22 protein-coding genes are annotated in these 21,077 nt (G+C 41.2%); 15 read left to right on the top strand and 7 right to left on the bottom strand.

Annotation, left to right across the window (positions count from 1 at the left end):
• Window positions 1-258: 258 nt before the first annotated feature.
• From AWT60_RS03085 to ade, 5 genes are all read left to right on the top strand, one after another.
• Window positions 259-537, top strand: coding sequence for a transcriptional regulator AbhA (locus AWT60_RS03085; RefSeq protein ID WP_024424746.1), 279 nt, complete (start codon window positions 259-261; stop codon window positions 535-537).
• 145 nt (window positions 538-682) lie between these two features.
• Complete coding sequence (locus AWT60_RS03090) at window positions 683-1,993, top strand: ATP-binding protein (protein WP_041108841.1); 1,311 nt, start codon at window positions 683-685, stop codon at window positions 1,991-1,993.
• A gap of 4 nt (window positions 1,994-1,997) precedes the next feature.
• Window positions 1,998-2,834, top strand: a complete 837-nt coding sequence (locus tag AWT60_RS03095) for a gamma-glutamylcyclotransferase family protein (RefSeq protein ID WP_041108844.1) — start codon at window positions 1,998-2,000, stop codon at window positions 2,832-2,834.
• A 37-nt stretch (window positions 2,835-2,871) separates the two neighbouring features.
• Entirely contained in the window at window positions 2,872-3,540 is a 669-nt protein-coding gene (locus AWT60_RS03100; protein WP_041108846.1) for a potassium channel family protein, read from the top strand.
• Window positions 3,541-3,802: 262 nt separating this feature from the next.
• Entirely contained in the window at window positions 3,803-5,533 is a 1,731-nt protein-coding gene (gene ade / locus AWT60_RS03105; RefSeq protein WP_041108848.1) for an adenine deaminase, read from the top strand.
• A 92-nt stretch (window positions 5,534-5,625) separates the two neighbouring features.
• On the opposite strand, the gene rnjA is transcribed toward ade, so the two are convergent.
• Together rnjA and AWT60_RS03115 are read right to left on the bottom strand one after the other, a co-directional pair.
• On the bottom strand, window positions 5,626-7,293 hold the full coding sequence (rnjA, locus tag AWT60_RS03110) for a ribonuclease J1 (protein ID WP_012009818.1): 1,668 nt from the start codon (window positions 7,291-7,293) through the stop codon (window positions 5,626-5,628).
• A gap of 5 nt (window positions 7,294-7,298) precedes the next feature.
• The gene (locus AWT60_RS03115; RefSeq protein WP_008345114.1) at window positions 7,299-7,508 is read right to left on the bottom strand and encodes a DNA-dependent RNA polymerase subunit epsilon; all 210 of its coding nucleotides are present in this window, start codon (window positions 7,506-7,508) and stop codon (window positions 7,299-7,301) included.
• A 397-nt stretch (window positions 7,509-7,905) separates the two neighbouring features.
• Here AWT60_RS03115 and AWT60_RS03120 point away from each other — a divergent pair, with 397 nt between their 5' ends.
• The gene (locus tag AWT60_RS03120; RefSeq protein WP_024426890.1) at window positions 7,906-8,685 is read left to right on the top strand and encodes a Cof-type HAD-IIB family hydrolase; all 780 of its coding nucleotides are present in this window, start codon (window positions 7,906-7,908) and stop codon (window positions 8,683-8,685) included.
• Between the two features lie 38 nt (window positions 8,686-8,723).
• Here AWT60_RS03120 and def read toward each other — a convergent pair whose 3' ends face one another.
• Both def and AWT60_RS03130 read right to left on the bottom strand, forming a co-directional pair.
• Window positions 8,724-9,281: a peptide deformylase gene (gene def / locus AWT60_RS03125; RefSeq protein ID WP_024424751.1), complete on the bottom strand. Its 558-nt coding sequence runs from the start codon at window positions 9,279-9,281 to the stop codon at window positions 8,724-8,726.
• Window positions 9,282-9,392: 111 nt separating this feature from the next.
• Window positions 9,393-9,584, bottom strand: a complete 192-nt coding sequence (locus AWT60_RS03130; RefSeq protein ID WP_029706718.1) for a YjcZ family sporulation protein — start codon at window positions 9,582-9,584, stop codon at window positions 9,393-9,395.
• A gap of 233 nt (window positions 9,585-9,817) precedes the next feature.
• On the opposite strand from AWT60_RS03130, the gene AWT60_RS03135 reads away from it, so the two are divergent.
• From AWT60_RS03135 to lpdA, 5 genes are all read left to right on the top strand, one after another.
• Window positions 9,818-10,486, top strand: a complete 669-nt coding sequence (locus tag AWT60_RS03135; protein ID WP_041108850.1) for a YkyA family protein — start codon at window positions 9,818-9,820, stop codon at window positions 10,484-10,486.
• 607 nt (window positions 10,487-11,093) lie between these two features.
• Window positions 11,094-12,209: a pyruvate dehydrogenase (acetyl-transferring) E1 component subunit alpha gene (pdhA, locus tag AWT60_RS03140; RefSeq protein ID WP_024424754.1), complete on the top strand. Its 1,116-nt coding sequence runs from the start codon at window positions 11,094-11,096 to the stop codon at window positions 12,207-12,209.
• Window positions 12,210-12,212: 3 nt separating this feature from the next.
• Window positions 12,213-13,190 carry a pyruvate dehydrogenase complex E1 component subunit beta gene (gene pdhB, locus AWT60_RS03145; protein WP_012009824.1) on the top strand — a complete coding sequence of 326 codons (978 nt, stop codon included), beginning with the start codon at window positions 12,213-12,215 and terminating at the stop codon, window positions 13,188-13,190.
• A 107-nt stretch (window positions 13,191-13,297) separates the two neighbouring features.
• The gene (locus AWT60_RS03150) at window positions 13,298-14,638 is read left to right on the top strand and encodes a dihydrolipoamide acetyltransferase family protein (RefSeq protein ID WP_041108852.1); all 1,341 of its coding nucleotides are present in this window, start codon (window positions 13,298-13,300) and stop codon (window positions 14,636-14,638) included.
• A gap of 4 nt (window positions 14,639-14,642) precedes the next feature.
• The gene (gene lpdA, locus AWT60_RS03155) at window positions 14,643-16,055 is read left to right on the top strand and encodes a dihydrolipoyl dehydrogenase (protein ID WP_024426892.1); all 1,413 of its coding nucleotides are present in this window, start codon (window positions 14,643-14,645) and stop codon (window positions 16,053-16,055) included.
• A gap of 127 nt (window positions 16,056-16,182) precedes the next feature.
• On the opposite strand, the gene AWT60_RS03160 is transcribed toward lpdA, so the two are convergent.
• Window positions 16,183-16,563 (bottom strand): hypothetical protein, encoded by a 381-nt coding sequence (locus AWT60_RS03160; protein ID WP_226014930.1) that lies wholly within the window; start codon window positions 16,561-16,563, stop codon window positions 16,183-16,185.
• A gap of 316 nt (window positions 16,564-16,879) precedes the next feature.
• On the opposite strand from AWT60_RS03160, the gene AWT60_RS03165 reads away from it, so the two are divergent.
• Window positions 16,880-16,999: a GapA-binding peptide SR1P gene (locus AWT60_RS03165; RefSeq protein ID WP_003212464.1), complete on the top strand. Its 120-nt coding sequence runs from the start codon at window positions 16,880-16,882 to the stop codon at window positions 16,997-16,999.
• Between the two features lie 43 nt (window positions 17,000-17,042).
• On the opposite strand, the gene AWT60_RS03170 is transcribed toward AWT60_RS03165, so the two are convergent.
• On the bottom strand, window positions 17,043-18,515 hold the full coding sequence (locus tag AWT60_RS03170; protein WP_087975682.1) for an aminotransferase class I/II-fold pyridoxal phosphate-dependent enzyme: 1,473 nt from the start codon (window positions 18,513-18,515) through the stop codon (window positions 17,043-17,045).
• Window positions 18,516-18,705: 190 nt separating this feature from the next.
• Here AWT60_RS03170 and AWT60_RS03175 point away from each other — a divergent pair, with 190 nt between their 5' ends.
• Window positions 18,706-18,975, top strand: a complete 270-nt coding sequence (locus AWT60_RS03175; RefSeq protein ID WP_041108858.1) for a UPF0223 family protein — start codon at window positions 18,706-18,708, stop codon at window positions 18,973-18,975.
• A 27-nt stretch (window positions 18,976-19,002) separates the two neighbouring features.
• Here AWT60_RS03175 and AWT60_RS03180 read toward each other — a convergent pair whose 3' ends face one another.
• Complete coding sequence (locus tag AWT60_RS03180) at window positions 19,003-19,638, bottom strand: DUF1054 domain-containing protein (RefSeq protein WP_218676896.1); 636 nt, start codon at window positions 19,636-19,638, stop codon at window positions 19,003-19,005.
• Window positions 19,639-19,925: 287 nt separating this feature from the next.
• Between AWT60_RS03180 and AWT60_RS03185 the strand changes: the two genes are divergently transcribed.
• Together AWT60_RS03185 and AWT60_RS03190 are read left to right on the top strand one after the other, a co-directional pair.
• Entirely contained in the window at window positions 19,926-20,114 is a 189-nt protein-coding gene (locus AWT60_RS03185) for a hypothetical protein (protein WP_024424761.1), read from the top strand.
• 133 nt (window positions 20,115-20,247) lie between these two features.
• Window positions 20,248-21,054, top strand: coding sequence for an inositol monophosphatase family protein (locus tag AWT60_RS03190; RefSeq protein ID WP_024426895.1), 807 nt, complete (start codon window positions 20,248-20,250; stop codon window positions 21,052-21,054).
• Window positions 21,055-21,077 lie beyond the last annotated feature (23 nt).

Raw genomic sequence — 21,077 nt, forward strand, 5'->3', positions numbered from 1 at the left:
TTTTTGCTGTTTTAAACAATTTTACATTTAAAAGTTCAGAGGGTTGATGTCATTTGTGGGGGTTTGTGATCACCTTGAAATGAATCTGTAAAATTCAAGTATCATTTTGACAATCACAATAAATTTTCCCTTTGTTTTTTCTTTTATGAAAAAAATTTTTATAGAGGAGAAACCTTTTAAGAATCTCTTACGTCTACGATATATCAATTGGTGAAAAACAGATTGATCTTGAGCTAATGAAAGAAAGAGGGAACGAAATTGAAATCTATCGGAGTCGTAAGAAAAGTAGACGAACTAGGGCGTATTGTGATGCCAATCGAATTGAGAAGAGCACTTGATATCGCTATTAAAGACAGTATGGAATTTTTTATAGATGGAGATAAAATCGTCTTGAAAAAATATCAGCCAGAGGGCGTTTGTCTCATGACTGGTGAGATTACATCAGAGAACCATGAATATGGAAATGGTCAAATTACATTAAGCGCTGAAGGCGCAGAACTGCTGTTAAAAGAGCTGCAAGAAGCTCTTCAGAAGTAATCAAAATAGCCTGCTCTCTTCCTTTGTGCTGAGAACAGGCTATTTTTTCTTTAAAAAAGTTCCTTAAAAATGCCCCATCTCCCTCAAAAAATAAGTGGAAAATGGTACAATTGACAAAGAATCTCAGGGCGGCAGGTGGAATCATTTGAACAAAACATATCAAGTGCGGATCGTGTTATCTGTTCTTGCATTTATCTTAATCATAAGCTGGGATTTCTTTTATTATCTAGGCGGCTATCAAATTAATTGGCCGCTCGATCTAGCCTTTACAGTCGTTGTGTTAGCAGGGATCTGGGTTGTCTCGGGATATGTAGACCGCTTGAATTTACTTGTGTCAGATCTAAATAAGAGAGAAAAAGAAGCACACAAGCTGACAGAGCGGCTGAATCGAATTACAGATAACTTGCAAGAAATTGTCTTTGAAACAGATGAAAAAGGGCACATCATCTTCTTAAATCAAGCATGGAAACAAATGACCGGCTATGATATAGATGAATGTCTAGGTACGATGTACAATCAGTACTTTGATCAAGAAGAAAGAGTTATTCAGCATTTGTCATCTGTCATCAAAGAGCATAAAGATTCAGGGCGGATCGAGCTGCAGCTTCTTCATAAAGAGGGGAAGAAAGTATGGGGAGACGTTCATTATAAGCTCTACTTTGATGAGCAGCACCAGTTTACTGGAGGTATTGGAACAGTTGCAGATATTACAAAACAAAAGCTGGCAAAGCTTGAGCTTGAAAAATCAAATCAACAATTGCAAATGCAGGCGCAAAAGCTGGCCGTTGCAGGACAAATAGCCGCTGGAATCGCCCATGAAGTCAGAAATCCGCTGACCTCAGTAAACGGCTTTTTGCAGCTGATGAAAACGCAATATCCTGAAAGAACCGATTATTTTGACATTATCTTTTCCGAAATTAAACGGATTGATTTTGTTTTAAGTGAGCTGCTTGTACTGGCAAAGCCGCAGTCGGTCCAGTTTCAAGAAGTTCAGCTTCATGCACTGTTAGAGCAGGTCATTACATTGCTAAAAACCAATGCAGTCCTTTCGAATATTGATCTCAAACAGCCATTTAAAAAGCAGGATGCCGGCGCTATATTAGCAGACGCTAACCAAATGAAGCAGCTGTTCATTAATTTAATCAAAAATGCCATTGAGGCTATGCCTGAAGGCGGCAGTATATACATATCAACAGAAAAAGTGATGAACGAATGGAAAATTACCATTCAAGATGAAGGAAAAGGGATGTCTGAAGAGGATATTCAGAAAATATATGATCCTTTCTTCTCCACCAAAACAGAAGGGACGGGACTTGGCCTCACCATCTGTGCAGCAATTTTAAAAGATCATCACGGTAGGATGGATGTGGTCAGTGAGCTGGGAAAAGGTACAGCTTTTCATATCTATTTACCTGTGTGGCAAAAATGCAGACAGCAGCAAGGCGAGAGGACGTGATTTCATGAAGGCGAAAGCTTTATTTGTATATGGGACGCTTCTGCAGCATGAAGAGCACCACGAGACGTATATGAAAGAAAGCAGGCCATTAGCTAAATCAGCTTGGATCAGTGGCAGAATCTATGATACAGGTCAAGGATACCCTGTGTGCGTTCCAAAAGAGAAAAGCACAGTATATGGAGAATTGTACGAGGTAACCGCAAGCACGCTGAATAAGATAGATTTACTTGAGGAAGGGTATGACAAGCAGGAGATCGATGTCATGACAGACCAAGGGCCGGTGGCGGCTCTTACATACACTTTACCAAAGCAGAAGGCATCATCGCTGAAGGAGATCGAGAGCGGCTGCTGGAAGGAATATAGAATGTGGCAGCAGCAGCCGGCATCCTTCTATTATTTTGCCTATGGCTCCTGTATGGATGATGCAAGATTTAAACTGGCGGAAGTTGATCATTATTTTAAACAAATCATCGGCGGCGGTGCTCTGAACGGCTTTACAACTAGATTTACATTGGTAAGGCCTGATGGATCAAGAGCCGATATGGTAGAAGACGGCGGAGAAACAGAGGGCGTTTTATATGAGGTTCCTTTTGATGCCATTCGATATTTGTACAAACGAGAAGGCGTCTATGAGGGCACATATCGTCCAGCTTTTGTCGATGTCAAAATAGGTGATCAAATATATGAAGACTGTTTAACCTTTCTAGTTCTTCAAAAGAGCGAAGAAATTGCTCCGCCAGGTCATTACCGCAGTGAAATTGAAAAAGGAGCAGATCTTTATTTAAGTGAAGCATTCCGCAAAAAAATTCGCTTGCATATGGATTCATTAATCAAACCGTAGTAAAATGCATGGTAAGTGAGATAAAAGGAGTCTGAAGATGAAAAAGGAATATGCAGTCATTGGTCTTGGGCGTTTTGGCGGAAGTATTTGCAAGGCGCTGAGCGAAGAAGGACTTGAAGTCATGGCCATGGATATGAATGAAGATCGAGTGAACGAATACACGAAAATTGCCTCACATGCGGTGATTGGCGATTCGACGGACGAATCTGTTTTAAAAAATCTCGGTATCCGCAATTTTGATCATGTCATCGTTGCGATTGGTGAAAACATTCAGGCCAGTATTTTAACGACGATTATGCTGAAAGAGCTTGGCGTCAAAATGGTCACAGTAAAGGCGCAAAACGACTATCACGAAAAGGTACTAAATAAAATTGGGGCTGATCGCATCGTTCATCCAGAGCGGGACATGGGCAGACGAATTGCACATAAAATCATCTCCAATAACGTATTAGATTATCTTGAGCTGTCAGATGAGTACAGCCTCATTGAAATCGTTGCCAACAGCAGGCTTGCAGGGCATTCTCTTTTAGATCTCGATATTAGAGCGAGATATGGCATTAATATTGTGGCGATTAAGCGTGGGAAAGAAGTGATTGTTTCACCGCTCGCAGATGAAATGATTCAAAAAGAAGATATTCTGATTGTCATTGGGGCAGTTGCCGATATCGGACGCTTTGAAAAACGAGAAATGCAGAACGATTATTAAACACTCCTGGGCGGGGTGTTTTTTAATATGATTGTGTACACATGAGGTGGACAATGAAGAGGAAAGAAGACATTTAAAAGGGCTGTTTTGTTCTGCATAAACAGCTAAAGTCAATCATCATATTTTTCATGCAATTATCACTATTCAGAAATAAAAATCAGTCTTTTTATCTGGATGATTTTCTCTAAATGTCATTGACTGGGCAAACAGATTCGTTTACGATAAGAAACATTATATTGTTTACTTGGAGGAGGCAGTGTCGTTGGATAAGGAGCTTTTCAGACATCAAATTGAGGTAGCTGCAAAGAGAAAAAAAGCAGCCCTAGTGATTAAACATGCGCAGGTTATGGACGTGTTTAACCAGGAATGGCTAGACGCTGATGTCGCTGTTGAAAATGGACAAATAGTAGGGATTGGAGAGTACGAGGGAGAACAGGAGCTGGATGCAACAGGTCAAATGCTTATACCCGGTTTTATTGATGGCCACGTTCATATCGAGTCCTCTATGGTTACCCCTGCTGAATTCTCCAAAGCTGTCGTCCCGCGCGGTGTGACAACTGTCGTAACAGACCCGCATGAAATTGCCAATGTGTCAGGGATCACAGGCATCCGTTTTATGCTGGAAGAAGCGAGAAAAGCTGCCTTAAATATTTATTTCATGCTGCCATCCTGCGTACCGGCAGTTAGTTTTGAGCGATCAGGTGCTGTTTTAAAAGCGAAAGATTTAAAGCCTTTGTATCAAGAGAAAGAGGTTCTTGGTCTTGCCGAGGTGATGGATTACGTCGGTGTGGAGCAGGCAGAAGAAGATATGCTTCAAAAGCTGCTTGATGCTCAAAATGAGAATAAATTGATTGATGGCCATCTAGCAGGCTTAACAGACCGTTTAATAAACGTTTACCGCACAGCGAGTGTCCAAACAGATCACGAGGTAACAACAGCCGGCGAAGCCCTTGAACGTGTAAAACGAGGCATGTATGTCATGCTGAGAGAAGGCTCTGTTGCCAAAAACGTGAAAAACGTTTTACCAGCTGTGAATGAAAAGAATGTGAGACGCTTTTTCTTTTGTACCGATGATAAACATTTAGATGATTTAATGGCTGAAGGAAGTATTGATGAACAAGTACGTATGTCTATAAAAGAAGGATTAGACCCATTTTTAGCGTATCAAATGGGAAGTTTAAACGCAGCGGAGTGTTTTGGCCTCAAAACAAAGGGAGCCATTGCGCCAGGCTTTGATGCTGATTTTATGCTTGTCTCTGATCTTCATCAAGTAGACATCACCAGCGTATTTATTGCAGGAGAATTGGTGGCGCAGCATGGAGAGTACAAGCCAAGTGTCGAAAAAATTGCACCGAGTCCAGCCTTATTACAATCTGTTCATGCTATAGACGTTCAAGAGCAGGATCTGGCTCTGCCTATCACAGCTCATCAAAAAATGAATGTCATCCGCATTATTCCGAATCAGCTAGAAACAAAATTAGAACAAATCTCTCCTTCAGAAACGAACGGACAATTCACTAGTGATACAGAAAGAGATGTATTAAAAATGGTGCTTGTCGAACGCCATCAAGGCTTATCTGAAATGGGAATAGGGGTTGTCAGCGGCTTTGGATTAGAAAAGGGCGCAATTGCAACAACGGTTGCGCATGATTCTCACAATTTAATTGCGGTTGGCACAAATGATGCTGATATCGTGAAAGCCATTGACGCATTAAAAGAAGCAGGCGGCGGTTTGACGGTTGTCAAAGAGGGCCAGTCTCTTCATACGCTGCCATTACCGATCTCTGGTTTACTTTCAGATCAGCCGGCACATCTTGTAAATGAAAGCCTTCATGCACTCCATGAAGCGTTGAAAGAAACAGGCTTTACTTTAGATTTTAATCCATTTTTGACGCTGTCCTTCTTGGCACTTCCAGTCATTCCTGATGTGAAAATGACGACAAAGGGTTTGTTTGATGTCAGAAGCTTTCAGCATCTCCCAATTCAATCATAAAAAGAGAGAAACCGCATATGTATATATGCGCTTTTTTCAATGAATGGTGAAAAAAAGAGACACAAGCCGCTTGGCTGTGTCTCTTTTTGTGATTACACTTCCATAATAATCGGTAAGATCATTGGACGGCGTCTTGTTTTTTCATAAAGGAAAGGTGCAAGGGTGTCAGTAATTTCGTTCTTAATTTCAGACCACTGAGTTGTCTTACGTTCCATTACTTTTTCAAGATGCTTTGAAATTAGATCCTGTGCATCGTTGATCAGGTCTCCAGATTCTCTCATGTAGACAAAACCTCTTGAGATCAAATCAGGACCAGCAGAGATTTTGAATTCTTTCATGTCCATGCTGACGACCACAATAACAAGGCCCTCTTCAGAAAGAATGCGGCGGTCTCTTAAAACGATGTTTCCGATATCGCCAATACCGCTTCCGTCGATATACACGTTGCCTGATGGGATTTTGCCAGCGACACTTGCTTCGTCACCTTTCAGTGCAAGAACTTCACCGTTATCCATGATAAAGCAGTTTTCCTCAGGGATGCCGCAATCATTCGCAAGTTTGATATGCGTTTTTTGCATGCGGTATTCACCATGAATCGGCATAAAGAATTTTGGTTTAATTAAACGGAGCATGAGTTTTTGTTCTTCTTGTCCGCCGTGACCAGATGTATGAATATTATTAAGCGAGCCATGAATGACCTCGGCGCCGGCACGATAAAGCTGGTTAATGGTGCGGCTTACGCTAATATTGTTACCTGGGATTGGTGAAGACGAGAAGACAACAGTGTCTCCAGGGTTAATAGAAATCTGGCGGTGAGTACCGTTCGCAATACGAGAAAGAGCTGCCATCGGTTCACCCTGGCTCCCAGTACAAAGAATTGTCACTTTGTTTGCTGGAAGGCGGTTGATTTCATTATGTTCAATAAACGTGTTTTTTGGACATTTAATATAGCCAAGATCTTGTCCAATATCAATAGCAGACTCCATACTGCGTCCAAATACAGCGACTTTTCTGCCGTTGGCAACAGCAGACTCAATCACTTGCTGAAGTCTGTGAATGTTTGAAGCAAACGTGGCAAAGATGATGCGTCCATCGACTTTTCTAAAGATGTCATCAATGCTTTCACCTACGCGTCTTTCAGACATCGTAAATTCTGGGATTTCACTGTTTGTACTATCAGATAAAAGACAAAGAACGCCTTCTTTTCCGATCTCAGCCATTTTGGTTAAATTGGCAGGCTCGCCAACAGGAGTAAAGTCAAACTTGAAATCACCTGTATGTACGATGTTACCAGGAGGTGTCTTGACGACAATTCCATAAGAATCTGGAATACTGTGTGTCGTTCTAAAGAAAGACACAGCTGTTTTTCTAAATTTAATGGTATCTTCTTCTTCAAAAATATGAAGTTTTGTTTGTCTCAAGAGACCATGCTCTTCCAATTTATTACGAAGTAGGCCGATTGCGAGTTTGCCGCCGTAAACTGGAATATTCACTTGCTTGAGAAGGTAAGGGATACCGCCGATGTGGTCTTCATGTCCGTGAGTGATGAAAAGACCTTTGATTTTATCTTCGTTTTTAACTAAGTACGTATAGTCAGGGATGACGTAGTCAATTCCAAGAAGCTCGTCTTCAGGAAACTTAATACCTGCATCAATTAAAATGATTTCATCTTGAAATTGAACGCCATACGTGTTTTTACCGATCTCGCCTAAACCGCCGAGCGCAAAAACTGCCGCCTGATCGTTTTTAACAAATTTCATTCCTCTCATAGCTCCAATACTTTAAAATTTTCACTTTCTCGTTCATAGTCTAAAAAAGCACCGTCTACAGGCTGAATGAATTCAATGTTGTAGTTATGTTTTTTCAACTTATCGCGTACGTCTCTTTCAGAAACCGCTTCAACGTATAGTGAATCTGTGTGTTCTCTTACAGGTACCTCAGTAGTACTTGCCTGAAAAAATACCTTATATATCATCCAAATCTCTCCTTAAATACCGTATGTTACACTCGCTTATTCTATTATATTAAAAAAACGCGCATAAGAAAAGTCTCTGAGAAAAAAGGACCTTCGGCAAATGTGCGGAAGATCCCTTTAAGCAATCGATTTTTTGCGAAGCATGTCCTTCCATTGTCTTCGAATTTTCTTACGCAGACGACGAAGCATCACATGCCGCCTCCTTTCGGGTTGAAGTAAGCTTAACCAGCGTGTTCCGGTCTCTCTATATACTTGTATTATATGATGTTTCTATTGAATGTTACATGGTTATATGTGGGAAATAGGCGCTTTCAAAAGGAATTGGTTTCGAAAGCTGAAATCTTTCTGTATGATGAAAGGGAGTGTATATACATAACGAAAGGCAGGAGGGCGAGATATGAATAAAAAAGTCATCTTTTTTGATATCGACGGTACTTTATATGATCATGATAAAAATATACCTGAGTCAACGAAGCGAGCGGTTCATTTATTAAAAGAAAAAGGTCATCATCTCTTTATTGCATCTGGGCGTTCTCCTTTTCTGATTCGGCCCATTTTAGAAGAATTAGGGCTTGACTCATTCATTGCTTATAACGGTCAGTATGTCATGTATGAGGGAGACGTTATTTACGGTAATCCGCTGAAGCAGGAGCTGATGGAGCGGATTTATGAGACAGCGGATCGTCATGATCATCCACTCGTTTTTATGGGAGAAGAAACGATGAAGGCGTCTGTGCCGAATCATCCGTTTATCCATGAAGGAATCGGTACTTTAAAAACAGAGCATCCTGAGCACGATGTATCTTTCTTTAAAGAAAACGACATTTTTCAAATGCTGTTATTTTGTAAGGCAGAAGAGGAAGTGGAGTATAAGGCATTCCGCGAAGAAATTGACCTTGTCAGATGGCATGAGCTGTCAACAGACGTTCTGCCAAAAGGCGGATCAAAAGCTGAAGGAATCAAACGAGTCATCGAAAGACTTCCTTACGATCAAAAGGATACCATTGCCTTTGGAGACGGACTGAATGATAGAGAAATGATTTCGTTTGCTGGAACAGGTGTGGCGATGGGAAATGCTGTGAGTGAACTGAAAGCATTGGCTGATTTTGTGACAAAGCCAGTAGATGAGGACGGCATATTCCATGCAGTGACCCAGCTTGGCCTCATTGAAGAATAAAAAAGAAGACCCTTAGATCGCCGGGTCTTCTTTTTATGTTATGATCTGCCGATCGCAACAGAGTTTTCTGGCTCAGCGAACGGCTGATCCTTTTGGATATGATCATAAAACATAATGCCATTTAAATGGTCAATTTCATGCTGAAAGACAATGGCAGGGAACCCTTTTAGACGGATATCAATGTCCTCTCCTTCAAGCGTAGTGGCCTTGACCCTGATTTTTTGATATCGAGGAACAAATCCAGGGATGGCTTCATCAACTGATAAGCAGCCTTCACCAGTCGCTAAATAAGCTCTTTTGACTGAATGACTGACAATACGCGGGTTGAACAGAGCATAGCTGTATTCTTCTCCGTCTTCATCCTCACAGTGAACAGCGATCATTCGTTTACTAATATTGATTTGCGGAGCTGCCAATCCAACGCCGGGTCTTAGTCCATATTTTTCAGCAATGTCAGCATCCTGACTGTTTTTGACGAATTCGATCATGTCAGCTAATTGCTGTTTTTCCTCTTCTGTCGGCGGGAGCTCGACCGCTTCAGCTGTTTGTCTTAAGACGGGATGTCCGTCCCTTACGATATCATCCATGGTAATCACAAAACTTCACTCCTATTTCCTTTGTATGTAAAGTATATAAAATGATACACAACATATGCAATGAAATAAAGAAGACCGGTCCTATGAGACCGGTCAGAGGCTTAAACAGCCTTAGCAGCAGCCACCGCCGCCTAAGAATGCTGCGCCAACAATAATTAATAGGATGAAAAGCACAACGATTAAAGCGAATGTACGTCCGCCGCCGTATCCGCATCCGTATCCACCGCCATAACTTGGGTAACAACAGCCGCCGCCATATCCACCACCGAAACCATATCCGTAACCGCCGTATCCACCATACATACTTCCATGACTATAATTAGACATACTTTTGACCTCCTTTGGAAATACACTTGGCCTCTCATAAGTGAAGGCGAAGCGTGTAATATAAACTATGTATGAATGCACTATTTGTATAGTCATGCGCCTATTGCTTGAAAAAAATCTTCTCCGCCTCATTTGACTGACCTCTTTCCTTGTCACAAACGTCTATAAAAATTATAGTGGTATGTGGAGATGTAAAGGGGGACCTTGTCATGAGACAGATGAAAAGAAGCATGAAAGCAGGTGCTGCTTTAGCGGGGATATGTACCCTTTTGCTGACAGGGTGCGGAGGTCAAAGTCCATTCAATGATATGCAGGACGCAATGACGAAAATGAGTGAAAAAGAAGCATCCTTCGAAAAAGAGCAAGGTACACTGCAAAGCTATGAAGAAAAAGAGCAGAAGCTGTATAAAAAAATGATTCAAACAACAAAGGACCATACAAAAACAGTGGCAAGCCTTTCTGATCAGGCGTTAGCATCGGCAGCACAAAGAGAAGAACATTTAAAGACAGAAAAAGACAGTATGGATGAATCGAAAAAAGAATTGAAAACGGTAAAGGAATCTGCCGCACGATTGCAAGATGCGGAGTTAAAAGAGAAAGCAGATCAAACGGTCAAATCGATTGAGAAACGATATGCGTCATATGATCAGCTTTACAAGGAGTATCAAAAGGCGCTGAAACAAGATCAGCATTTGTATCAATCTTTGAAGAAAAAGGATCTCGGATATGAAGAGCTGAAGTCAAAGCTGAAGACCGTGAATCGTTCATATAGCAAAGTCAGAAAAGAAAGTAAGAAGTTCAATCGATATACAGATCAATTGAATGATCATAAAAAGGCTTTGTATAATGCAGCAGATCAAGGGTCGAAAAAGAGCTGAAAAACAGCTCTTTCAGCGTGTAGACAAACCCTCGCATTCGTTGTCAGTTCTGTGCTCCGGTGCTCACGAATGTCAAATTCGCTCCGCTCCGGTACTCGTCCTTCCTAGACTGCAAAGGTTTTCTATCACGCTGAAAAGAAGACAAAGGGTTAAAATAAAGATCATTTTAGCCCTTTGTCAACAATCTGAAAGAGCTGAAAAACAGCTCTTTTTTTATTTTTCGACAAAAACAAACATTTTCTATTGTAGTACAGCAGTGCACTCTATACTAGTACAGATTAGGTTGTTTGTTAAACAGATTGATACAGTTCACCATAAAAAGTAAAGCGAATACATTTATTTAAATAAAGCCGTTAAATCAATTGACGGACTATTTTTCTTGTTGTAAACTATTCCTTGTTAACAGAAGTTGTATTAGTTTTTTGTGAACTATCGTTAATACAGTTAGAAGGGCTCAAAAACGATTGGTCAACCAATGTTTCGACAACGATCTTAGTGGCTATTATATACAGGAGTCATATGCGTATTTTGGGTTATCCTATATCTGTATGTATAAATGGATTCACGACAAATGGACTGTTAAAAGAAAGGAAGAGGTGACTTTAGAATGGCTGCAAAAACAAAAAAAGCAATTGTTGATAGCAAAAAGCAATTTGATGCCATCAAAAAGCAGTTTGAAACGTTTCAAATTTTAAACGAAAAAGGCGAAGTCGTAAACGAAGCGGCAATGCCGGATCTTTCAGATGACCAATTAAAAGAATTAATGCGCCGTATGGTGTTTACACGAGTATTAGATCAACGTTCAATTTCATTGAACCGTCAAGGACGTCTTGGCTTCTATGCGCCAACAGCTGGACAAGAGGCTTCTCAGCTTGCAACTCACTTTGCACTTGAGAAAGAAGATTTCATTCTTCCAGGATATCGTGACGTACCACAATTAATCTGGCATGGTCTTCCGCTAACAAAAGCATTCTTGTTCTCTCGCGGACACTTTGTTGGTAACCAAATGCCTGAAGATGTGAATGCACTTTCACCGCAAATCATTATCGGTGCTCAAATCATTCAAGCTGCTGGTGTAGCTCTTGGTTTGAAAAAGCGCGGTAAAAAAGCTGTTGCAATCACTTACACTGGTGACGGTGGAGCTTCACAAGGTGATTTCTACGAAGGTATTAACTTTGCAGGGGCTTACAAAGCGCCAGCGATTTTTGTTGTCCAAAACAACAGATATGCGATCTCTACACCTGTTGAAAAGCAGTCTGCTGCACAAACAATTGCACAAAAAGCTGCTGCAGCTGGTATCGTAGGCGTACAAGTTGACGGTATGGATGCATTAGCTGTTTATGCAGCAACTGCTGAAGCTCGTGAGCGCGCTGTAAATGGTGAAGGTCCAACATTAATCGAAACTCTTACATTCCGTTACGGCCCACATACAATGGCTGGTGACGATCCAACAAGATATCGTACAAAAGAAGATGAAAACGAGTGGGAGCAAAAAGATCCATTGGTACGCTACCGCAAATTCTTGGAAAACAAAGGCCTATGGTCTGAAGAAGAAGAGAATAAAGTGATCGAAGATGCAAAAGAACAAATCAAACAAGCGATCAAAGAAGCTGACGAACAGCCTAAGCAAAAAGTCACTGACTTGATTGAAAACATGTACGATGTAAAACCATTCAACTTAGTTGAACAGCTTGAAATTTACAAACAGAAGGAGTCGAAGTAAGCCATGGCGCAAATGACAATGATTCAAGCGATCACTGATGCGTTACGCACAGAACTGAAAAATGACGAAAACGTTCTCGTTTTCGGAGAAGACGTTGGTAAAAACGGCGGCGTATTCCGTGCGACTGAAGGATTGCAAAAAGAGTTTGGTGAGGATCGTGTATTCGATACTCCACTTGCTGAATCTGGTATTGGCGGTCTTGCTATTGGCCTTGGACTACAAGAATTCCGCCCGGTAATGGAAATTCAATTCTTCGGATTCGTTTACGAAGTATTAGATTCTGTTTCTGGACAAATGGCTCGTATGCGTTACCGTTCTGGCGGACGCTGGCATTCTCCAGTGACAATCCGTTCTCCATTCGGCGGGGGAGTTCACACACCTGAGCTTCACGCTGACAGCTTAGAAGGTCTTATCGCACAACAGCCTGGTATCAAGGTTGTTATTCCTTCAACACCTTACGATGCAAAAGGACTTTTAATTTCTGCAATTCGTGACAACGATCCTGTAGTGTTCCTTGAGCATATGAAACTTTATCGTTCTTTCCGTCAGGAAGTTCCTGAAGAAGAGTACACAATTGAAATCGGTAAAGCTGACGTGAAACGTGAAGGTTCTGACCTATCAATCATCACTTACGGTGCAATGGTTCACGAATCACTAAAAGCTGCTGAAGAGCTAGAAAAAGAAGGCGTTTCTGCTGAGGTTATCGACCTTCGCACAGTAAGCCCGCTTGATATTGAAACAATCATCGCTTCTGTTGAAAAAACAGGCCGTGCGATCGTTGTTCAAGAAGCACAAAAACAAGCTGGTATTGCTGCAAACGTAGTAGCTGAAATCAATGACAGAGCGATCCTTAGCTTGGAAGCACCAGTACTTCGTGTAGCTGCACCTGATACTGTATTTGCTTTCTCTCAAGCAGAGAGCGTATGGCTTCCAAACCATAAAGACGTACTTGAAACAGCGAAGAAAGTTCTTGAATTTTAATTAAATGACAGAGGGGAAAAGAATTTATTTCTCTTCCCCTTTATCAATTACATGACCGTGTAAATATACACAACAAGGGTTCAACAAAATCTAGGAGGCGAAAAACAGTGGCATTTGAATTTAAACTTCCGGACATCGGAGAAGGTATCCACGAAGGTGAGATCGTTAAGTGGTTTGTTAAACCAAACGACGAAATTAATGAAGATGACGTTTTAGCAGAGGTACAAAATGATAAAGCAGTGGTAGAAATTCCTTCACCTGTTAAAGGAAAAGTATTAGAATTAAAAGTTGAAGAGGGAACAGTTGCAACTGTAGGACAAACAATCATTACGTTTGATGCACCTGGTTACGAAAATCTTCAATTTAAAGGCAGCGAAGAAGAAGGCGAAGCAAAAACTGAAGCTCAAGTACAAGGTACTGCTGAAGCTGGTAACGAGCCAGAAAAGAAAGAAGTAGCACAAGAAGAAGCGGCAGCAGCAACTGGTGCAGGCGCACAAGAGCAAGTAGACGCTGATCCAAACAAACGCGTGATCGCTATGCCATCTGTACGTAAATATGCTCGCGAAAAAGGCGTTGAAATTTACAAAGTTGCAGGTTCTGGTAAAAACGGCCGTGTATTAAAAGAAGATATCGACAGCTTCGTTAATGGTGATTCTGCAGCTCAAGAAGCAGCACCTCAAGCAGCTGAAAGTGCGAAAGAAGAAGCAGCTCCTAAAGCGGCAGCAGCTCCAGTTCTTGAAGGAGAATTCCCAGAAACTCGCGAGAAAATGAGCGGAATCCGCAAAGCAATCGCAAAAGCAATGGTGAACTCTAAGCATACAGCTCCTCACGTAACATTAATGGATGAAGTTGATGTAACAAACCTTGTTGCACATCGTAAACAATTCAAACAAGTTGCAGCTGATCAAGGAATCAAGTTAACTTACTTGCCTTACGTTGTAAAAGCTCTAACTTCTGCTTTGAAAAAGTACCCAGTACTTAACACTTCTATCGATGATAAAACAGATGAAGTTGTTCAAAAGCATTACTACAATATCGGAATTGCAGCTGACACTGAAAAAGGCCTGCTCGTTCCAGTTGTAAAAAATGCAGATCGCAAAGCGATTTTCGAAGTATCTAACGAAATCAATGAGCTTGCAACAAAAGCACGTGATGGTAAATTGGCTCCAGCTGAAATGAAAGGTGCATCTTGCACAATCACAAACATCGGTTCTGCTGGTGGACAATGGTTTACTCCAGTCATCAACCACCCAGAAGTAGCGATTCTTGGTATTGGCCGTATCGCTGAAAAAGCGGTTGTTCGTGATGGCGAAATCGTTGCAGCTCCAGTCTTAGCTCTTTCCCTAAGCTTTGACCACCGTATGATTGACGGAGCTACTGCGCAAAATGCCCTTAACCACATCAAGCGTTTATTGAATGATCCACAATTAATTTTAATGGAGGCGTAATGTCATGGTAGTAGGAGATTTCCCAATCGAAACAGATACTCTTGTCATCGGTGCAGGTCCTGGTGGATATGTAGCTGCTATTCGTGCTGCACAGCTTGGACAAAAAGTAACAATCGTTGAAAAAGGAACACTTGGCGGTGTATGTCTAAACGTCGGCTGTATCCCTTCAAAAGCATTAATCAATGCTGGCCATCGTTTTGAAAATGCTAAGCATTCTGAAGACATGGGTATCAAAGCTGAAAACGTAACAGTTGATTTCACAAAAGTTCAAGAGTGGAAAGCTTCTGTTGTTAATAAGTTAACAGGTGGAGTTCAAGGTCTTCTTAAAGGAAATAAAGTAGACATCGTCAAAGGTGAAGCTTATTTCGTAGACAGCAACTCTGTACGTGTAATGGATGATAATTCAGCACAGACTTACACTTTCAAAAATGCAATTCTTGCAACTGGATCTCGTCCAATTGAATTGCCTACTTTTAAATACACAGACCGCGTGATCAACTCAACTGGTGCTTTAGCGCTTAAAGAAGTACCTAAAAAGTTAGTTGTCATCGGTGGTGGATACATCGGTACTGAGCTTGGTACTGCTTACGCAAACTTTGGAACAGAAGTTGTGATCCTTGAAGGTGGAGACGAAATCCTTCCAGGTTTCGAAAAGCAAATGAGCTCATTGGTTAAACGTAACCTGAAGAAAAAAGGAAACGTTGAAATCCATACAAACGCTCTTGCAAAAGGCGTTGAAGAAAAATCTGATGGTGTCACTGTTACGTTCGAAGTAAAAGGCGAAGAAAAAACAGTTGATGCGGATTACGTACTTGTGACTGTTGGTCGTCGTCCAAACACGGATGAGCTTGGTCTTGAGCAAGTTGGTGTTGAATTGACTGACCGCGGAGTTGTCAAAACAGACAAACAATGCCGTACAAGCGTATCTAACATCTATGCAATTGGTGACATCGTTGATGGACCACCACTTGCTCACAAAGCTTCTTACGAAGGTAAAATTGCAGCTGAAGCAATCGCTGGAGAGCCAGCTGAAATTGATTACCTTGGTATTCCTGCTGTTGTATTCTCTGAGCCAGAACTTGCAACTGTTGGATACACTGAAGCAGAAGCGAAAGCAGAAGGAATCGAAATCGTTGCAGCGAAATTCCCATTCGCAGCGAACGGACGTGCACTTTCTCTTGATGCAACTGATGGCTTCATGAAAATGATCACTCGTAAAGAGGATGGTCTAGTGATCGGTGCTCAAATCGCAGGTGTTGGCGCTTCTGATATGATTTCAGAGCTTAGCCTTGCAATCGAAGCTGGAGTGACTGCTGAAGATATCGCTATGACAATTCACGCTCACCCAACATTAGGGGAAATTACAATGGAAACGGCTGAAGTAGCAATCGGAAGCCCAATCCACATCGTAAAATAATGAAACCTATGAAACCCTCTCCTTGATGGAGAGGGTTTTTTTGGCGCCCTGAACACCATATGAAAAACCCCTCATGTGGTGAGGGGTTTTTTCATATGGATATATATAAGTGCAAGGTTAAATATCATTAGTTTGTATTGACGCGGTCTAAAGCATGACATAAAGGCGATAAGATCTCCTGTTTACTGCGGACATTTCCTTCCACCTTCACGATCACTTTTTCATCATTGACAAGTAAAATAGCCGGTAATTCGTCCACTTCATTTTTCCAGCCTTTACGATCTTCTTTTACAATCATTTTTGACATTTCCTTAGGGTATTCATTTTTTAAATCGAGGACTGCATCATAATAAGGGCTTTCTTTATCAAGGTTTTCTGCATCAGTAAAAAAGAGAATTCTCGGTTTTTGAATATGACGGACTTGGTCGGTCTGATTCGGTATGATATACGCTAATGAGCATGAACTAAGTACAAAGAGCATGGGGAATATAATGAGAAGTGTCCTCATAAAATTCAATCTATTCACCTCAAAATCATTTGGGGTTGTCCCAACATTTTTAGGAGCTTGTTCCCTGTTAGTCACTCTAGTTTATCATGTCCCTTTTGACAATTTTCGATTGTTACTCAATTGTTACAGAATTGATATGAAGCAAAATACAATTGAAACGTTCCCTCAATATGATAAGAAAAAAGCACATATTTATAAAAAATGATTAAATGTGTCATACAATTAACTGTTGACAACTTAAATGTGACATCATATTATAGAAATAAGAAATAGATCAAACGCTTTCAAACTATGAATGAAGAAAAGGGGAATGTACGTGGGTACAATTATTTGTCAAGATTGCAATGAAACCATTGATCAATTTGAAAATGAAAAAGTGACAACGCTATACGGAACGTGTGGTCACTGTCATTGCTGTGATGAAGCCTCTGAATAAATAAAAAAGCATGCAGCTCCATTTGGGGCTGCATGTTTCTTTTTTATAAAATTGGTTTTTGTTCCTTAATCACACGGATCATTTCAAGCGTTGAATCTTCAGGTCCTTGGACAGGGAGACCAATTTCAATATTTTTAAAGATATACGATATATTTTCTTCTGTGATAATTTCACCTGGTATAAAAATCGGAATACCTGGCGGATATACCATCACAAACTCTGCGATAATGCGGCCGACTGCTTCCTTAAACGGAACGACTTCCGTTGTAGCGTAAAAGGCGTCACGCGGCGTCATAGCAAGCGATGGGATCTCAGGCAGCAGCACTTCCGTTACCGGTTGTTTGCCGCCCTCACAAGTAGAGGCTGCGGCAATTTCCTGCATCGCCGTCACGAGCGTATCAATTGTCTCATCTGAATCGCCAGGGGTGACGATACATAAAATGTTGTACAGGTCAGAGAGCTCTACTTCAATTCGGTAACTTTCTCTCAGCCATTTTTCGACATCATGTCCGTTTAACCCAAGGTCTTTAATAGAGATAATTAATTTCGTTGGGTCATAATCGTAAGTGGAAGCTGAACCGAGTACTTCCTTGCCAATGCAGGTAATGCCGTCAATTTGATTCAAGCGGTTTCTCGCTGATTCAGCCAAACGAATGGCTTCATCAGCTAGTGCCTTACCTTCAGTGGCTAATCGTTTTCGAGCGACATCAAGTGACGCTAAGAGCAAATAAGAAGTGGACGTTGTCGTCAGCATACTCAAAATCGATTGCACGCGGTCTTTTGAAACAAGCCCTTCCTTCATATTTAAAATAGAGCTCTGCGTAAGAGAGCCGCCGAGTTTATGGACACTTGTTGCTGCCATGTCGGCACCTGCCTGCATCGCAGAGAGGGGAAGCTCATCATGAAAATGTATATGCACACCGTGTGCTTCATCGACAAGGACAGGCACATCAAATGAATGGGCAATGTCTACGATTGATTTTAAGTCTGCTGAAATACCAAAATACGTTGGATTAATGACAAGCAAACCTTTCGCATCTGGATGCTCAGTGAGCGCCTTTTTGGCTGATTCAGGTGTAATGCCGTGAGAAATGCCAAGCTCTTTGTCTATTTCTGGGTGAATAAAAACAGGAACTGCGCCAGAAAATACAATCGCGGACATAATTGATTTATGGACATTACGCGGAACGATAATTTTATCTCCAGGTCCGCATACCGTCATCACCATTGTCATGATGGCTCCGCTTGTGCCTTGAATGGAGAAAAACGTATGATCAGCACCGAAGGCTTCAGCAGCAAGCTCCTGAGCTTCTTTTATCATCCCTCGAGGTGAATGTAAATCATCGAGAGGTTCTATATTAATGAGGTCAATGCTTAATGCATTGTCGCCAATGAATGCTCTAAATTCAGGATCCATTCCGGCTCCTTTTTTATGGCCTGGAATGTGAAATTGGACTGGATTGGTTGCTGCGTGTTTTTTTAGTCCAGTATATAAGGGTGTATCATGTTGTGACAATTGCTTTCCCACCTTCATCGAAATACCTGCTATTATTGTGCCAATTACAGCAGATTTCATTGCATAAAACAAAAGAATTATATTATGAACTGATCGGAATGTAAAGCATAAAATCAATCGGTTTCTGATCAAACAGATGCTATAATAAAAGTTCAAATTAGAAATGAGTGTTAAAGTGAGGGACAAGTAAATGGAATATCAATATCCAATGGATGTCGACTGGACGACAGAGGAAAAAATTGCGGTCATTTCATTTTTTCAGGCTGTTGAAAAAGCCTATGAAAAAGGAACTGCGAAGCAGGAGTTATTAGATGCTTATAAACGATTTAAAGAGGTTGTACCCTCAAAAGCAGAGGAAAAAACGCATTGTGCGGCGTTTGAAAAGGGAAGCGGGTATTCCCCTTATCGTGCAGTGAAAACCGCAAGAGAGGCAGAAGAGACAGCCGTTATACGCATGTGAAAAACGAGCCTATAAGGGCTCGTTTTTTTATACAGATTCTTTCTGTGTGAAGCGGTATAGATACGTCAGCGTGCGGAAGGCATTTTCGATTTTCGATAGGAATTCTTCATTATTCATTTGAACGACTTCCTCTCTAGGCAGCTGGATGCCGCATAGAAGCTCGGCTTTCTTCACTGTTTGAACACGTTCAAACAGCGTTTTCAGCTGTTCGGAATCTAGTTCGCTGTGACGCATGACACCTGGTTTCATATGATCTTTAGACCAAACAAAATCTTGCGGTATTTTCTGCTGGATGGTGTCTAGCTCTTTTTCAAATAACTGGCCGTACTCACCTTTCACTGGAGATTCATAAATGAGCGCAAACCAGACAAAGACATGTGTTTTCCAAAGCCCAATTTGAAAATGAGGGAGTTTTTTATATCCGCGCTTACTGTTTGCAAAAGCAACCCATGTATCATTTGGCGGGTTGACAGATCTTCTAGCATGCTTTGCGACGTGTACAAACATTTCGTCTCCTGTAATAGAAGAAAGAAGTGGTGCAAAATGTTCGCCAAGTGCCTCAAGCTTTGGACGGACTCTTTCTTTTAATACAGTCATTCGTTCATCTAAACCATCAACTGTGAATGTTTCAAAATCTTCATCTCTAAAACGCATTTCACTCATGTTATGCCTCCTGTATCTTTTCGCTGATCATATTTTATCATAGCTTGGGTCAAGCTCAAAAAAAGATGCACCGTCAGATAAAAGATTGTAAAGGGCGTGGTGCAGCGTTTAAAACCTTTCATTTTGTGGTACATCATTAATAGGTAAAGACACAATTTTCAGAATGTCGTTGCGGTTATGCGATCGCTTCATACGATATAAGCAAGAACCATTTCTCTTATCGATTGAATTTTTTATCAATGAAAACTGACAAGGAATGAATCATTCTCTGGAAGGGGCGTTGACCAATGAAGCAAATCGTGAAGCAGGGGTATAGACAGGAGAAGAAAAATCGCATCGCTGTGTGGAGATTAGAGGTTGATTATGAGCTTTCTACGCTTCATGAAGCCATCGAACAAAAAGATGACATCCAAATCGAACGCAGCAAACGAAAGCTTGAGCGCCTAAGAAAAGAATGGGAGCAGCTTCAAGGGTAAAACAGGGGGAGGTAAAAACGAACCAATTCATCGGTTCGTTTTTGTATGAAGCTGCTTTTTTCTTGCTTTTACGTACATAATATCAGTATGCTATTACAAATAGGTCCTACATAGAAAAGAGGTTTACAATCTGATGACAAACTGGGTGGAAATTGACCGTCTTGCAAAGCTCTGGGTAAAAGAAGCAGGGAGCCGTATTAAAGCGTCCATGCAGGAAGGTCTATCAATTGAAACAAAATCAAATCCAAATGATCTAGTCACGAATATCGATAAAGAAACAGAACGTTTTTTTATTGAAAAAATACAGTCGACATTTTCAGATCATCACATTTTAGGAGAAGAGGGACAAGGGGAAGAGGTGACCTCACTCGATGGAATTGTGTGGATCATTGATCCGATCGATGGCACAATGAACTTTGTCCATCAAAAACGCAACTTTGCCATTTCAATCGGGATATTTGAAAATGGTGTGGGGAAAATCGGTCTTATTTATGACGTCATTCATGACGAGCTCTACCATGCCATTAAAGGAGAAGGAGCCTATATGAACGATATCCTGCTCCCTCCATTAAAAGATGTGGAGATTGAAAAAGCCATTGTGGGTATTAATCCGACATGGGCGATTGAAAGCCCTTATTTTGACGCCAAACCATTTGCCCGTCTTGTGCGTGACGTGAGAGGGACACGAACGATTGGATCAGCTGCCCTTGAGCTTGCTTATATTGCAAGCGGCAGAAGTGACGCATATGTCACCTTAAGGCTCGCGCCGTGGGATTATGCAGCTGGCTGCGTACTGCTTGATGAAGTAGGGGCCGTTTACTCAAATATTCACGGAGAACGTCTTACGTTCCTAGACAAAAACAGTATAGTGGCTGGAAATCGATCCATTTGTGAAAAAATCTTGCATGATTACATAAAAGGAAGCGGAAATAAAAAATAAACGACATCACTTCATGAGAATGA

Origin of the sequence: Bacillus sp. F2HM (assembly GCF_019266135.1) — a bacterium.
GTDB lineage: Bacteria > Bacillota > Bacilli > Bacillales > Bacillaceae > Bacillus > Bacillus safensis.

Bases quoted from the DNA above. Each gene is read 5' to 3' on its own strand.
- AWT60_RS03190 (WP_024426895.1), top strand. From the start codon at position 20,248: ATGACAAACTGGGTGGAAATTGACCGTCTTGCAAAGCTCTGGGTAAAA.
- AWT60_RS03160 (WP_226014930.1), bottom strand. From the start codon at position 16,563: ATGAGGACACTTCTCATTATATTCCCCATGCTCTTTGTACTTAGTTCA.
- AWT60_RS03115 (WP_008345114.1), bottom strand. From the start codon at position 7,508: ATGATATATAAGGTATTTTTTCAGGCAAGTACTACTGAGGTACCTGTA.
- rnjA (WP_012009818.1), bottom strand. From the start codon at position 7,293: ATGAAATTTGTTAAAAACGATCAGGCGGCAGTTTTTGCGCTCGGCGGT.
- pdhB (WP_012009824.1), top strand. From the start codon at position 12,213: ATGGCGCAAATGACAATGATTCAAGCGATCACTGATGCGTTACGCACA.
- AWT60_RS03100 (WP_041108846.1), top strand. From the start codon at position 2,872: ATGAAAAAGGAATATGCAGTCATTGGTCTTGGGCGTTTTGGCGGAAGT.
- AWT60_RS03120 (WP_024426890.1), top strand. From the start codon at position 7,906: ATGAATAAAAAAGTCATCTTTTTTGATATCGACGGTACTTTATATGAT.
- AWT60_RS03180 (WP_218676896.1), bottom strand. From the start codon at position 19,638: ATGAGTGAAATGCGTTTTAGAGATGAAGATTTTGAAACATTCACAGTT.
- AWT60_RS03175 (WP_041108858.1), top strand. From the start codon at position 18,706: ATGGAATATCAATATCCAATGGATGTCGACTGGACGACAGAGGAAAAA.
- pdhA (WP_024424754.1), top strand. From the start codon at position 11,094: ATGGCTGCAAAAACAAAAAAAGCAATTGTTGATAGCAAAAAGCAATTT.
- AWT60_RS03130 (WP_029706718.1), bottom strand. From the start codon at position 9,584: ATGTATGGTGGATACGGCGGTTACGGATATGGTTTCGGTGGTGGATAT.
- AWT60_RS03185 (WP_024424761.1), top strand. From the start codon at position 19,926: ATGAAGCAAATCGTGAAGCAGGGGTATAGACAGGAGAAGAAAAATCGC.
- AWT60_RS03135 (WP_041108850.1), top strand. From the start codon at position 9,818: ATGAGACAGATGAAAAGAAGCATGAAAGCAGGTGCTGCTTTAGCGGGG.
- lpdA (WP_024426892.1), top strand. From the start codon at position 14,643: ATGGTAGTAGGAGATTTCCCAATCGAAACAGATACTCTTGTCATCGGT.
- AWT60_RS03095 (WP_041108844.1), top strand. From the start codon at position 1,998: ATGAAGGCGAAAGCTTTATTTGTATATGGGACGCTTCTGCAGCATGAA.